The sequence below is a fragment of the Stenotrophomonas maltophilia genome (assembly GCF_900186865.1).
GTDB lineage: Bacteria > Pseudomonadota > Gammaproteobacteria > Xanthomonadales > Xanthomonadaceae > Stenotrophomonas > Stenotrophomonas maltophilia.
Genome location: NZ_LT906480.1, coordinates 2,637,622 through 2,651,554 on the forward strand (window position 1 = coordinate 2,637,622; position 13,933 = coordinate 2,651,554).

Below are 13,933 nucleotides of genomic sequence, written 5' to 3' on the forward strand. Positions count from 1 at the left end.
AACGTCCAGACATCACTTATGGGGAGAGAGGGACCCTATGACCGGCCATTTCAGGAAGAGCACACTCGCACAGGCAGTACTTGCCACCATCGTCACCGCCACTGCAGCGCTGCCGGTCGCAGCGCAATCAGTCAAGGAAAGCAGCTCGACCGCCACCAGCGAGGCACGGGAGGCCTCAACGCTGGACGCCGTCATCGTCACTGTCGAACGCCGGGAACAGGACCTGCAGAAATATGCAGGTACCGCCCAGGCAATTTCCGCGGACGATACGCGTGCGCTGGGCATCAACAATGAGCTGCGCAACATCCAGGCCCTGGTGCCGGGCATGAGCATGGCCAACCAGGAAGGCAACCTGGAGATCTTCATCCGCGGCGTGGGCTCTTCGAACAACACCGAACTGGGTGATCCGGGCGCCGCGCCTCACATCAACGGGGCCTACATTGCACGACCGCGCGGTCTGGGCGGCATGTTCTACGATGTCGAGCGGGTGGAAATCAACAAGGGCCCGCAGGGCACGCTGCGCGGCCGCAATGCGCTGGCCGGCACGCTGAACATCATCACCAAGCGCCCCGACCTGGAAGCGTTCGGCGGGTATGTTCAGGCCGAGGCCGGCAATCGTGACCATCGCGGTGGCGAGTTCGCCCTGAATCTCCCGATCGGTGGTGGCGCGGCCTTCCGCGTGGCTGGCTACAAGGTGGAGAAGGACTCTCCGTTCAAGAATGCGGGGCGCGCGCAGGACCTGGAACCGGCTGGCGTGCAGGACGACCGGGGCGCTCGACTGTCGTTCCTCTACCAGCCGGATGACAAGCTGTCGATCTTCGCCATGGCCGACATCGGCAAGGAAGGCGGCACGGGCTATCCCGGCGCCAACGTCTACACCGCCGCCAGGGCCGGCTACCTGCCGGACGATGTCGACCTGCGGAAGATCATCTACCGTGGCGCGCAGGGCAAGCTCGACAGCACCAACTGGGGGGCGCAGACCAGCATTTCCTACGACTTCGGCAAGGTGGCGGTGGAGTACAACGGCAGCTACCGCAACGTGGACTACCGCCAGACCAATGCGCAGAGCGAAGGCATCCTCTGGCCGGGCCGCAACATCGATCCGGTATCGCCCAGCAACCCCGGTGGCATCGATTACGACAACTACTCCACCCAGTACTGGTTGACCGAGTCGGAGTCGCAGGTACATGAGCTGCGGTTCACGTCCGACCAGGACGAGCGGCTGCGCTGGACCACCGGCTTGTTCCACTTCAACGAGGACCAGCGGGTGGGCTACCTTTCGCTGGTGGACAAAGGGCGCTGGTATTCGGGCACTGAATTCACCATGCCGAAGGTCAATGGCAAGTCTTCCGCCGTTTTCGCCGATGGCACGTTCGACGTCAACGATCGCCTGCGCCTGAAGGGCGGCCTGCGCTACTCCGAGGAGAAGAAGTCGCGTTACGGCATCGGCGGCAACTGGTCGCTGGGCCTGCCTGGCCAGGGCGGGGACTTTGCCACGCGCCTCGGCACGCCCGGCTTCGAGCCCGCGTTCATGAGCCGTCCGAACTTTGATGTCAGCAACATCACCTCGCAGGCGGAGATGGCCCGCTTCCTGCTGCAGGGCGTGCTGCGACACGGTCGCAACGACACCTTGCTGCAGCAGATCGGCGCGGTGCCCGATGGCGGCCCATTCGGCTGCGTGGACCGTCCCGACATCGGTGGCGATACCGTCGATTGCCCGTACCAGAGCTGGGCCCAGGTCAGCGCGATTCCGGCCCAGCAGTTCGGCAAGAGCAAGTTCAGCTTTACCGACTGGCGCGCGGGTTTCGAGTACGACGTGAGCGACGACAGCCTGCTGTACGGCCTGGTGTCGACCGGCCACAAGGCGGGCGGCTTCAACGACACGTTTGATCCGAAGGAGATTCCCGAGACCTTCAAGCCCGAATCGATCATTGCCTACGAAATCGGCAGCAAGAACTCCTTCCAGATGCTGGGTCGCACCTCGACCTTCAACGTCAGCGGGTTCTATTACGACTACAGCGACCAGGTGTTCCAGGACCTGGCGGTGATCGCCACCAACCCGACCACCGGTGAAGCCACCGGCTATGCGCTGGTCAACCGCAACGTCGGCAAGTCCGCTGTGTACGGCCTGGAGGCGGAAAGCACCTTGCGACTCCCGCACAACTTCATGGTCAACATCAATGCACTCTGGATGGACAGTGAGATCAAGCGCGGCACCGTCGCCGATGTCCGCAGCCAGAACTACGACGCCGGTGGCGCCACTTCGTTGATCGACCTGTCCGGCAATGAACTGCCGCTGGCCTCGAAGCTCACCTTCAACGTGCGCCTGCAGCATACGACCGAGCTGCGCTTTGGCACCTTCGACTGGCAGTTGCTGGCCTCGTACCGCTCGGCCTTCTATCTCACCCAGTACAACAACCGGGACGTAGAGTTCATCCGACAGGATCCGGCCACTGGTGAGCTGGTCCATGACCGTACCGAAAGTGCCGCTGAGGCCGGCTTCCCTGACCGCCAGAAGGGCGAGACCACCTTGAACGCGGGCATTGGCTTCACCTCACTGAGCGGCAACTGGCGGGTGGAAGCCTGGGGCAACAATCTGCTGGGCAACGACGTCTCGCAGAAGGCCCTGGTGGGTTCCGGCATCAACGTCCGCTTCCTGAACGATCCGCGCAGCTACGGCCTGCGCCTGCGTTACCAGTTCTGAGCAACGCAGCCTTGAAGGAGGGCCGGTTTCGCCGGCCCTCCGTGCGCAATCACCACGTCCCGCCCTGTGCGACAACGCACGGGGCGTCGCCCTGCCCGCGATGACACGAGAATCATGAAACACACAACCCGCTGGTCGCAGTTCGGTGTACTCATCACCGTCTTCTTCTTCTGGGGCTTCGTTGCCGCAAGCAACGGCATCCTCATTCCGGTGTTCAAGAAGGCGTTCCATCTCAGCCAGGCGCAGAGCATGTACGTGGCGATGGCTTTCTACGTTGCCTACACCGCCGGTTCGCTGATCTACATCGCCGTGTCCCGCGCCATCGGCACCGACCTGCTGCATCGGGTGGGCTATCGCAACGGCATCTGCATCGGCCTGCTGGTCTCGGCACTGGGCGCCCTGCTCTTCTATCCAGCAGCCAACACCGGCTCGTTTGCACTGATGCTGTCCGGCCTGTTCATCGTGGGCCTGGGCTTCTCGCTCCAGCAGATCGCGGCCAATACGCTGGCGGTGATCATGGGTGGCCCGGCCACCGGATCGCAGCGATTGACCATGGCCGGCGGTGTCAACAACCTGGGCTCGACGGTAGGTCCACTGCTGGTGAGCATTGCCATCTTTGGCAGCGTGTCAGCGGGCAACACAGAGGCGAGCATCGAGAGCGTAAAGATCCCATACCTGGTGCTGGGCGCCGCCTTCGTACTGGTAGCCGTGCTGCTGCGGTTCTCGAGCGTGCCCAATCATGTAGAGCTGTCCGCGACGGTCCCCGCAGGTGCAACCGGGGCAGATCACCAGACAGACCGCAGATCTGCGCTCGCTTACCCGCAGCTGGTCATGGGCATGATCGCGATCTTCCTTTACGTCGGCGTGGAGGTATCGACCATCGACAATCTTCCAGCCTACCTTGAGCAGCCCTTGAGCAAGGGTGGACTGGGGCTGGAAACCTCGGTGATCGCCCCGTTCGTGTCGTTGTACTGGGCCAGCCTGATGATCGGCCGCTGGGGTGGTGCCGCAGGCGCGTTCGATGTGCGCGCAGGCACCCGGAAGCTGTTGATGCTGGCGTTGCCGTTCGTCGCGTTCGCCATCTACCTTGCCGTCAACGCGATCTCTGGCCACGAACCCGCACAGTTCCTGCACTACGCGCCGGTGATCGTCCTGATGATCATCGCCACCCTGGCCAGCAAGGGCAGTCCATCGCGCATGCTGCTGTACTTTGCCGTGTGTGGCATTGCGGCGCATCTGGTCGGCATGTTCACCACCGGCATGACCAGTGTGATCGCCTTCATCAGTGTCGGGCTGTTCTGCAGCACGATGTGGCCCTGCATCTTTACCCTGGCCATCAGCGGCCTGGGCCGCCATACCAACCAGGCAAGCAGCCTGCTGATCATGATGATCATGGGCGGCGGCATCGTCAGTTGGGCGCAGGGTGCGCTTGCCGACAAGGTCGGCGTGCACTACAGCTTCATCATTGGCGTGCTGTGTTTCTGCTATCTGGCGTTCTACGCCTGGGCGGCTGGCCGTACACTTCGTCGCCAGGGTGTTGATCTGGAGCGATTGGCGACCGAAGCGGGCCACTGAGCCGCGCCCCTGCCCTGCCAGCGCGGCCTGCCGATCGCGCCGGCAGGCCGCTGAAGCGCGTTCAATCGTGACGGACCGGTCCCGTGGATCGCCGGACCTGCAGGGCGTAGTCAATATCGACCACGCCACCGCTGCCGAGCTCGCGCACTTCCTTGATCAGCTCCATGGCCGCGCGCCGGCCCATCTCACGGGTGGGCTGGCAGACCGTGGTCAACGCCGGATAGATCTGGCGGGCGATCGGCGTGTCATCGAAACCACAGACCGAGATGTCGCCCGGCACCGAAAGGCCGTGCTCGAACACCGCGCAGATGACCCCGGCCGCCATATCGTCGTTGGCAGCGAAGATGGCGGTCGGCCGATCAGGCCGATCAAGCAGTGCGTTGGCGCCGATGTAGCCGGATTCGTACGAGAACTCACCTTCCAGCACCAGGCTGGGGTCGTAGCGCAGGCCTGCCCTGCGCAGGCCTTCGCGATAGCCTGCCAGGCGCCACATGCTTGCGCCATGCGCGGCGTGTCCCTTGATATGGGCGATGCGGGTATGGCCCAGCGAGGCCAGGTGTGCGATCAGCGCCACCACCGCGCCGATTTCATCCACGACGACGCCCACGTTCCGGTTCTGTTCCTTCGCCGAAATGCTGGAGTACGGAATGCCCAGATCGACCAGGCGCTCCAGCAGGGCCGTGTCGTCGGTCAGGGGCGGCGTCAGCACCACGCCGTCGAGCTGCGACTGCATGATCAATGACTCGACCTTTTCCACGATATCGGCCGCGTCGTAGATCAGCGGAGCGAGCATCAGGTTGTAGTGCTGTTCCATGCATGCGTCCAGCACCCCCATCTCGATCTCCATCAGATAGTTCGAGGACGGATTATCGAAGAGCATCGCGATGAGGTAGGAACGCCGGCCGGCGAGGACCCGTGCCGAGGGCAAGGGGCGGTAGCGCAGCTTTTCCACTGCCGCGTCCACCCGGGCCCGGGTGCTCTTGGAGACGTTCGGCTCGTTGTTGAGCACCCGCGAGACGGTCTTCATCGAGACCCCGGCCGTTGCCGCGACATCCTCGATCCGCACGCGTCCCGGCCTGCCTGCGAGCACCTGCTCAGGTCCCGGCATCCCCCGCCCTCTGCCCGTCATAGCCTCACCATCTCTACCGAAATCCTGCACCACGGGATGTGGATGCAGATGCAACTTTATCCTCAAAACCCATGCCGCTGTGCAGCAAGCATTCGTTCCACCGGCTGGGTATGCTCGGTTTCCGACTGACAACGCTGTCAGGTTGCTTTCTGGTCGCCGAGCCCACCCAAGCCACCCTTCCGAGATGATTGTTCCGATGAACGTCCGTCATTCCGATCGTGCGAAGCGCAACCCCGTTCTACGTCCACACCGCCTGATGCTGGCTGCATCGCTTGCCATGGCGCTGGTGCCTGCGACCGGTGCGGCCCCTGCCCCGGTGAACGACTCAGGTACCATCACTCCCGCGCACTGGCCCAAGGCAACCTGGCCGCTGGCCAACGATCCGGCCATGGAACGACGCATCGACGCGCTGATCGCATCAATGACGCTGGAAGAAAAGGTCGGCCAGATCGTACAGGGCGATATCGCCAGCATCACGCCCGACGACGTGCGCAGATATCGATTGGGTTCAATACTGGCGGGCGGCGCATCCGACCCAGGTGGCCGCTACAACGCAAAACCCGCCGAATGGCTTGCGCTGGCCGACGCGTTCTGGGAAGCCTCGATGGACACGCGCAACGGTGGCAAGGCCATTCCCATCGTCTGGGGCATTGATGCGATGCATGGCCAGAGCAATGTGGTGGGTGCCACTCTGTTCCCGCACAACATCGGCCTGGGCGCAGCGCGCAACCCGGAACTGCTGCGCGAGATCGCAAGGATCACCGCTGCCGAAACCCGTGTGACCGGCATGGAATGGACCTTCGCGCCGACCGTGGCCGTTCCGCAGGACGACCGCTGGGGGCGCACGTACGAAGGCTACTCGGAAGATCCGGCATTGGTGGCCAGCTATGCAGGCGCATTCGTCGAAGGCCTGCAGGGCAAGGCCGGCGCGGCCGACTTCCTCGACGACCACCACGTGATGACCACGGTCAAGCATTTTCTCGGCGATGGCGGCACGGGCAATGGCAAGGACCAGGGCAACACCACGGTCAGCGAGGCAGAACTGCGCGACATCCATGCCGCCGGATACCTGCCGGCGATCAATGCGGGCGCGCAGTCGGTGATGGCGTCCTTCAACAGCTTCCATGGCGAGAAGATGCATGGGCACAAGCCGTTGTTGACCGATGTGCTGAAGGGTCGGATGGGCTTCGGCGGCTTCGTGGTCGGTGACTGGAACGGCCATGGCCAGATCAAGGGCTGCAGCAACACCGATTGCGCGAAGACCTATGTTGCCGGCCTGGACATGGCGATGGCGCCGGACAGCTGGAAAGGCATGTACGAAAGCACGCTGGCCCACGTGAAGGACGGCAGCCTGCCGGAGGCGCGGCTGGACGATGCCGTTCGCCGCATTCTGCGGGCGAAGATGCGCATGGGCCTGTTCGACAAACCCAAGCCGTCCGAGCGCGCATTGGGCGGCAGATTCGAGCTGCTCGGGTCGCCGGCGCATCGCCAGGTGGCGCGGCAGGCCGTGCGTGAATCGCTGGTGCTGCTCAAGAACCAGAACCAGCTGCTGCCACTCCCGCCGAAACAACGGGTGCTGGTTGCGGGCGATGCCGCGAACGACATGAGCCGTCAGGCGGGCGGCTGGACGCTCAGCTGGCAGGGCGATGGCACGCGTCGGGAGGACTTCCCGAATGCTGAAACGATCTGGGAAGGTCTGGAGGCACAGGTCAGGTCGGGCGGCGGCCAGGCCGAACTGGCGGTCGATGGCCGCTACCGCAACCGGCCGGATGTGGCCATCGTGGTGTTCGGCGAAGATCCGTATGCCGAATTCCAGGGCGACCTGCCCAACCTGATGTTCAAGAACGGCAAGTCCGGAGACCTGGAGCTGATGCGACGCCTGAAGGCAGACGGCATTCCGGTCGTGGGGGTGTTCCTGAGCGGGCGCCCGTTGTGGCTGAACCGCGAAATCAACGCCGCCGATGCCTTCGTGGCCGCGTGGCTGCCGGGATCGGAAGGTGGGGGCGTGGCCGATGTGCTGCTGCGTGGGGCCGATGGGCGCGTGCAACACGACTTCCGCGGAAAGCTGAGCTACTCCTGGCCACGCCGCGCCAACCAGTACCAGAACAACGTGGGGCAGAAGGACTACGACCCGCAGTTCGCCTTCGGATACGGCCTTACCTATGCCGACAAGGGAAATCTGCCTGCGCTTTCCGAGGACCCGGGCATTGATCCGGACGCCGCCGGTAGCGGTACCCTGTTCGATCGTGGTGTGGCCGGCACTGGGCTGATGCTTCGCCTGACTGCCGCCAATGGCGAATCGACCGATGTCGTGCACCCCAATGCAACGACTGCCGACCAGTCACTGGCGATGGTCGCAATCAACACCGATGTGCAGGAGGGCGCACGCCGGTTCAGTTTCCGGGCGCCGGCCACGGTGGCGTTGCAGGCCAATACTCCGCTGGACTGGTCGCGCGAGACCAACGGCGAGCTGTCCGTGGTAGCAACCGTGCGTGTCGAACAGCTCCCGGCAGAAGCCGCAGTGACACTCGGTACCGCCTGCGGGGCGGCCTGTGCTGCCGAGGTTGCGCTGGGCCCTGCGCTGTCGGTGGCGCCGCGCAATGAGTGGGTCAGGCTGGGCGTTCCCCTCAAGTGCCTGGCCAAGGCCGGGGCGGACATGAGCCGCTTGAACGTGCCGTTTGCGCTGCGCGCCGGAAAGGGCACAACGCTTGCGATCACCTCGGTCGTACTGGGCACCGAGTTCGATCGCAAGGTGGAGTGTGCGACGCAGTAGGCGCGGTGTTGAATGCCCTGGTGCGGCCGTCACGTAACGTGCCGCGCCAGGGCATTCGCTGGGCAGCCGGCACGGTATGATGCTGCCACCCCGGCACTTGCACTGATCGCAGCGGGCGCCTGCACGCCGATCACATGCGCCGGAGAACCGGCGACGCGGTCGATGGGCGGCGCCGCGCACGCCCCTACTCCATGCTTGCTTCCCATTCTTCCCTCATCATCTGGATGGCGGTGGCCGTTGCCACTGTCGGCCTGCTGTTCCGTCCGTTCCGCATCCCGGAGTACGTGTGGGCGCTCGGTGCGGCCGCGCTGCTTCCGCTCAGCGGCATTGTGTCGTTCGGTACTACCTGGCACGCAGTCGCCGAAGGCCGCGATGTCTACCTGTTCCTGGTCGGCATGATGGTGCTGGCCGAGCTCGCACGCCGCGAAGGGCTGTTCGACTGGCTGGCGTTGTACGCGGTGCGGCACGCGGGCGGATCCGGGCGACGCCTGTTCGACCTGGTGTTCCTGGTCGGCACGCTGGTAACGGTGTTTCTTTCCAATGATGCGACAGCCGTGGTGCTGACGCCGGCGGTCTACGCGGCCTGCAAGGCGGCCCGGGCCAATCCCCTGCCGTACCTGTTCGTCTGTGCCTTCATCGCCAACGCGGCCAGCTTCGTGTTGCCCATCTCCAACCCGGCCAATCTCGTGGTGTACGGCCAGCACATGCCGCCGCTGCTGCAGTGGCTGGCGCAGTTCGCACTGCCCTCGCTGGCGGCGATCGGTGCGACCTATCTTGTGCTGCGCTGGGTGCACCGTCGCGAAATCGCACAGCCGCTGGTGGCCGCGCCGGCGCATCGCCCGTTGACCGACGGCGGCCGACTGAGCGAACTGGGCGTGCTGTTCACCGGCACGGTGCTGCTGGTTACGTCCGCCTTGAACGGGCCGTTGGGCCTGACCACGTTCTGCGCGGGCACGCTGAGCGTGGTGGCAGTGGCGATCCGCCAGCGACGCAGCCCGCTGCCGCTGCTGCGCCACGTATCCTGGGGGGTGCTGCCGCTGGTGGCGGGGCTGTTCGTGCTGGTGGAAGCGGTAGCGCAGACCGGTGTCATCCAGAGTTCGGCCAGCGCGCTGCAGGCGCTGGCGAATACGTCGCCGCACCAGGCCAGCTGGCTGGCCGGCGGCGCCGCTGCACTGCTGAGCAACGTGGCCAACAATCTGCCGGTCGGCCTGGCGGCTGGTTCGTTGGGGCAGATGGCGGACCTGCCGGCGCAGACCCGTGCCGCATTGCTGGTCGGCGTGGATCTGGGCCCGAACCTGTCGGTGACCGGCTCGTTGGCCACGATGCTGTGGCTGATGGCGTTGCGTCGCGAAGGCGAGCATGTCAGCGCGCTCGACTTCCTGCGCGTCGGCGCGCTGGTGATGCCACCTGCACTCATCGCAGCGTTGTTGCTGCTGTGACCAGAGTGCAGGCGGCGCCCCTGCCCTAGAAGACCAGCTGCAGGCGGGTATTGAAGGTGGTGCCTTCATCCCTGCCCATTGCACTGCCGCTGCGGTGACGGGTCTGCCAACGGACGGCTTCGAACATCACGCGACTGAAATCGTTGAGGTACCAGTTCGCGCCCAGGGTCCACGCGTTACCGGTACCGCCACTGGGCAGCTCGGCATAGTCCACGTCTTCATAGCGGCCCTTCAGCTCCCAGGCACCGCCGCCGCCGCGCGTCACCGGATCGGCGACCTTCACCTTCCCCCAGGTACCGGCCTTGCCCGAGTACGACGGCAGCGCGCCCGCCAGGAACCAGCCGGCAGAAATCGCCCACGCCGCGTGGTCGCGATCGTAGCGACCGCCGGCATCGGCCCCGCGCAGGGTTCGCGTACCCCACTCGCCCGTTGCCCACGCCGGGCCGAAGAAGCCGGCCAGTTCGGCACCGTAGGCGGTGCTGCGCTCGGCGCCCAGCAGCGTGCCCGGTGTGATCCTGACCAGATCGTTGAAATGTCCCGCGATGGCCGAACTGCGCACCACGCCGCTGGCCCCGGCGGGAATCTTCTCGTGGAACGCCCATGCGCCCAGATGCAACGTGGCAGCAGCGGTGTCCAGCGGATTCCAGTGCACGCGCGTGGTCCAGGTCTGGCTGTCGTTGTCGGTTCCGGCGTTGTTGAGATCGTTGCCGGCCACCGACAGGCTGGCGTGCCAGCCCTTTCCATACACGCGCTCGGTCAGCCCGACACCGAACAGGCCGCGCTGCGGCAGCATCAGCGTGCCGACCACGTTGCGTTCCTGGAACGGCGTGTTGGAGGTGCTGCTGGAGCCATCGATACCGCGATCGTTCAAGCGGTTGCCCATCGTGAGATCGGCCGGCAGGCCGAACAGGGTGTGGTCCAGCGTGGCGTAGACCGACTTCCAGGCCACCGCGTTGTCGGCGAAGTCACCCTCCACCACCCAGCCCAGTGTGCCGTAGCGTCCCTCGGCCCCCAGGCGCACCGAACGGACCTCGGTGCCCGAAACGTTGCGATCACCGACCGCCGAACCGTCCGTACTGGAGGCATCGACGAACAGGCGGCCGCGGGGACGGAACACCGTAGTGCCGTCGGCGCTGCTGAACTCGGGTGCGCCCTTGGCCCAAGAGACATTGGGCTGCCTGGACTGGCCGGATTCCAGTGCGGCCACCCGCGTTTCCAGCGCGGGCGCGGGCGGCGCGGATAGTGCGGCCGCAGTGCCCTGCCCGCCCTCGACGGCGCGGAGGCGCGCTTCCAATTGCTGGATCTGCAGCGCCTGCTGCTGCACCAGGCGTGACAGCTCGGCCTGGCTCAACGGCGCGGGCGGCGAAGGAGTGGACTGGGCGTCGGCGTGGCCACTGGCCAACAGCAGGCCGAGCGCGACCGGCAGCGCTGCCAGCGGCAGCACGGTGGAAGGGTTCATGGACTCTCTCTCCGGCCAGCCGGCCCCCTGGCCCGGCGCTGGCCTGTTGCGGTGGTGCGGGGGAAGATCGGGGGAGGAAGCTCGCGCCGCCGGATCGGACCGGCGGCGCGGCAGGCGGGCTCAACCCGGCCCGGTCAGCTGGTGGCCTGTGCCTGGGCGTTGGGACGCCAGGTGATCAGCTTGTTCTCGACCACGTCCAGCAGGGCGTCGATGACCAGCACGAAGGCGGCCAGGATGATGATGCCGGCGAACACACCCACGGCATTGAAGTTGCCCTCGGCCTGCGCGATCAGGTAGCCCAGGCCCGCCGAAGCGCCGAGGTACTCACCAATGATCGCACCGACCACTGCAAAGCCGACCGAAGTACGCAGCGAAGACAGGATCCAGCTCGCCGCTGCGGGGAAGTAGACATGGCGCAGCAGGTCACTGCGGCTCGCCCCCAGGATGCGGGCGTTGGCCAGCACCACCGGGTTCACCTCGCGCACGCCCTGCATGGCATTGAAGAACGTAGTGAAGAACACCAGCGTGACCGCCAGCGCCACCTTCGACCACAGGCCCAGCCCCAGCCACAACACGAAAATCGGCGCCAGCACTACACGCGGAATCGCGTTGAAGCCTTTGATGAAGGGATCCAGGATGCGCGCCGAGCGCCGGCTCAGGCCCAGCCAGACACCGCCGGCCACGCCCAGGCCGGTGCCGATGATGTAGCCCAGTGCGGTTTCGGTCAGCGTGATGTACACATGTTGGTAGAAGGAGGTATCGGACAGCCAGGTCCAGGCCTGCTGCACGATGACCGTTGGCGAGGGGAAGAAGAACGGATCGATCACTCCCAGCGCGATGCCACCTTCCCAGCCACCGAACACGGCGACCACCAGCGCGAGCTGGATGAACTTGTCAGTCTTGGCGTGCATAGCTCTTCTCCACTTCGCCGCGCAGGCAGGCCCAGATGTCGCGGTACAGGTCGGTGAAACGGTCATCCAGCTTGATCTCGGCCACGTTGCGCGGCCGTTCCAGATCCACGTCGAAACTGCGCACCACGCGGCTCGCCGGGCCGGAGGACAGCACCACCACGCGGTCACCCAGCGCGATTGCTTCTTCCAGGTCATGGGTAATCAGGATCACCGAGCGGCGATCCTCCTGCCACAGGCGCAGCAGCTCGTTCTGCATCAGGTGGCGGGTGTGGATGTCCAGCGCCGAGAACGGCTCGTCCATCAGGATCACCTTCGGCTCGACGATCAGCGCCTGCGCCATCTGCACACGCTTGCGCTGGCCACCGGACAACTGGTGCGGATAGCGATGCTCGAAACCGGCCAGGCCGACCTTGGCCAGCCACGCGTTGGCCTTGGCCTTGCGTTCGGCTTCGGGCACGCCGCGGAAGCGCAGGCCCAGCTCGACGTTCTGGAAAGCTGTCTTCCACGGCAGCAGGGCGTCCTGCTGGAACAGGTAGCCGACCGACTCCTGCACGCCGCTGACCGTGCGGCCATCGATGGCCACGTCGCCCGAGGATGGCCTCAGCAGGCCAGCTACGGAATTGAGGATGGTGCTCTTGCCGCAGCCGGTGGGCCCAACGATGGCGAGGAACTCGCCGTCACCTACCTGGATGTCGACATCGCGAACGGCGGTGAACTCGCCGAAGGACATGGTCACCTTGTTGATGGCGACCATGGTCTGTGCAGGCTCCAGCTGCGGTGCGCCGTTGAGTTGGCGCACGGTGGCATTAAGGGCCATGGGGTTACCTCCGCTTACGGTTGGGCAGCCGGCGCCGCAGCGTTGGCACGCTCGACGAAGGCATTGGTGTAGGTCTTGGACAGATCGATGTTGGCCTTGGCCACATCCGTATTGAACTCACGCAGCACCTTCAACGGCGTCTCCAGGTCGGCCGGCGTGAAGCGTCCATCGCGGGTGAATATCGCGCGCGCGTTCTCCACCGCGCGGGCATAGGTGGCGCGGTCGCCGGAGACGTAGCTGTCCGGCAGCGCGGCAACGATCTCCTCGGCACTGTTGTCGGCGATGAACTTCAACGCCATCTGCTCGGCACGGGCGATCTTCTCGGCCGCTTCGGGGCGCTTGTCCAGGAAGCTCTGGTTGGCATACATCACCGAGGTCGGGTACAACCCGCCATAGACCTGGCGGGCGCCTTCGTCGCTGCGCGCGTCAAGGATGATCTTCCCGACCTTGCGCTCGGTGATCAGGGTTGCAGCCGGATCGTAGTTGACCAGCAGGTCGATCTTGCCCTGCTCGAGCGCGGCGACTGCAGCAGCGCCGGAGCCGACGCCGATCAGCGAAATGCTGTCGGCCGGAATATCGTGCTGCGCCAGAAAGTGGCGGACGAAGAAGTCGGACGAGGAGCCCGGTGCGGTGATGCCGACCTTCTGGCCCTTGATGGACTCCGGTCGCGCAGGATCAAACGTGGCGTCTTCGCGCCCCGCCATCACCAGGCCGGAATTGCGCGAGAGCAGCACGAAGGCCACCACGTCCTTGCCCTTGGCCTGCATCTGGATGGTGTGGTCGTAGAAACCGACCGCCACGTCGGTGGAATTCGCCACCAGGGCCTGCAGCACCTTCGAGCCACCCTGGGCGAAGTTCTCGGTTCTTACGTCCAGGCCGACGTCCTTGAAGTAGCCCTTGGCATCGGCAATGAAGAACGGAAGGTTGTTGAGGTTGTAGGAGCCGACGCTGATGCGCACGGGTGCATCGTCACCGGTGCCGGTGGATGCGCCATCGGGGCGCCCGCTGTTGCTGCAACCGGCCGCGGCCAGACCGGCCGCGCACAGCGCGGCCATGAAGAACTGCTTGTACATCATCCCTCCCAGGAGTGAAGCATCTACGTTGTAATGGCTGGCATGCGCGTCTG

At 65.2% G+C, this 13,933-nt stretch carries 9 protein-coding genes; 4 read left to right on the forward strand and 5 right to left on the reverse strand.

Annotated features, from left to right (window positions below):
* Positions 1-37 precede the first annotated feature (37 nt).
* Together CKW06_RS12705 and CKW06_RS12710 are read left to right on the forward strand one after the other, a co-directional pair.
* Positions 38-2,704: a TonB-dependent receptor gene (locus CKW06_RS12705; protein WP_024956819.1), complete on the forward strand. Its 2,667-nt coding sequence runs from the start codon at positions 38-40 to the stop codon at positions 2,702-2,704.
* A gap of 114 nt (positions 2,705-2,818) precedes the next feature.
* Positions 2,819-4,279 carry an MFS transporter gene (locus CKW06_RS12710; RefSeq protein ID WP_024956818.1) on the forward strand — a complete coding sequence of 487 codons (1,461 nt, stop codon included), beginning with the start codon at positions 2,819-2,821 and terminating at the stop codon, positions 4,277-4,279.
* A 61-nt stretch (positions 4,280-4,340) separates the two neighbouring features.
* On the opposite strand, the gene CKW06_RS12715 is transcribed toward CKW06_RS12710, so the two are convergent.
* Positions 4,341-5,387, reverse strand: coding sequence for a LacI family DNA-binding transcriptional regulator (locus tag CKW06_RS12715; RefSeq protein WP_005409722.1), 1,047 nt, complete (start codon positions 5,385-5,387; stop codon positions 4,341-4,343).
* 217 nt (positions 5,388-5,604) lie between these two features.
* Between CKW06_RS12715 and CKW06_RS12720 the strand changes: the two genes are divergently transcribed.
* Positions 5,605-8,181: a glycoside hydrolase family 3 protein gene (locus tag CKW06_RS12720; protein ID WP_024956817.1), complete on the forward strand. Its 2,577-nt coding sequence runs from the start codon at positions 5,605-5,607 to the stop codon at positions 8,179-8,181.
* Positions 8,182-8,372: 191 nt separating this feature from the next.
* The gene (locus CKW06_RS12725) at positions 8,373-9,620 is read left to right on the forward strand and encodes an arsenic transporter (RefSeq protein ID WP_024956816.1); all 1,248 of its coding nucleotides are present in this window, start codon (positions 8,373-8,375) and stop codon (positions 9,618-9,620) included.
* 25 nt (positions 9,621-9,645) lie between these two features.
* Here CKW06_RS12725 and CKW06_RS12730 read toward each other — a convergent pair whose 3' ends face one another.
* The 4 genes from CKW06_RS12730 to CKW06_RS12745 form a co-directional block, all read right to left on the reverse strand.
* Positions 9,646-11,079 carry an OprO/OprP family phosphate-selective porin gene (locus CKW06_RS12730; protein WP_024956815.1) on the reverse strand — a complete coding sequence of 478 codons (1,434 nt, stop codon included), beginning with the start codon at positions 11,077-11,079 and terminating at the stop codon, positions 9,646-9,648.
* Between the two features lie 134 nt (positions 11,080-11,213).
* Positions 11,214-11,990, reverse strand: coding sequence for an ABC transporter permease (locus tag CKW06_RS12735; protein WP_024956814.1), 777 nt, complete (start codon positions 11,988-11,990; stop codon positions 11,214-11,216).
* A complete protein-coding gene (locus tag CKW06_RS12740) occupies positions 11,974-12,807 on the reverse strand; it encodes an ABC transporter ATP-binding protein (RefSeq protein ID WP_024956813.1) in 834 nt (277 codons plus the stop codon). The genes CKW06_RS12735 and CKW06_RS12740 overlap by 17 nt, the downstream gene beginning before the upstream one ends.
* 14 nt (positions 12,808-12,821) lie before the next feature.
* Positions 12,822-13,880, reverse strand: coding sequence for an ABC transporter substrate-binding protein (locus CKW06_RS12745; RefSeq protein WP_024956812.1), 1,059 nt, complete (start codon positions 13,878-13,880; stop codon positions 12,822-12,824).
* Positions 13,881-13,933: the final 53 nt, after the last annotated feature.

Excerpts from the sequence above, each read along its gene's own strand:
- CKW06_RS12720 (WP_024956817.1), top strand. The coding sequence starts at position 5,605 with ATGAACGTCCGTCATTCCGATCGTGCGAAGCGCAACCCCGTTCTACGT.
- CKW06_RS12710 (WP_024956818.1), top strand. The coding sequence starts at position 2,819 with ATGAAACACACAACCCGCTGGTCGCAGTTCGGTGTACTCATCACCGTC.
- CKW06_RS12730 (WP_024956815.1), bottom strand. The coding sequence starts at position 11,079 with ATGAACCCTTCCACCGTGCTGCCGCTGGCAGCGCTGCCGGTCGCGCTC.
- CKW06_RS12740 (WP_024956813.1), bottom strand. The coding sequence starts at position 12,807 with ATGGCCCTTAATGCCACCGTGCGCCAACTCAACGGCGCACCGCAGCTG.
- CKW06_RS12725 (WP_024956816.1), top strand. The coding sequence starts at position 8,373 with ATGCTTGCTTCCCATTCTTCCCTCATCATCTGGATGGCGGTGGCCGTT.
- CKW06_RS12745 (WP_024956812.1), bottom strand. The coding sequence starts at position 13,880 with ATGTACAAGCAGTTCTTCATGGCCGCGCTGTGCGCGGCCGGTCTGGCC.
- CKW06_RS12735 (WP_024956814.1), bottom strand. The coding sequence starts at position 11,990 with ATGCACGCCAAGACTGACAAGTTCATCCAGCTCGCGCTGGTGGTCGCC.
- CKW06_RS12715 (WP_005409722.1), bottom strand. The coding sequence starts at position 5,387 with ATGCCGGGACCTGAGCAGGTGCTCGCAGGCAGGCCGGGACGCGTGCGG.
- CKW06_RS12705 (WP_024956819.1), top strand. The coding sequence starts at position 38 with ATGACCGGCCATTTCAGGAAGAGCACACTCGCACAGGCAGTACTTGCC.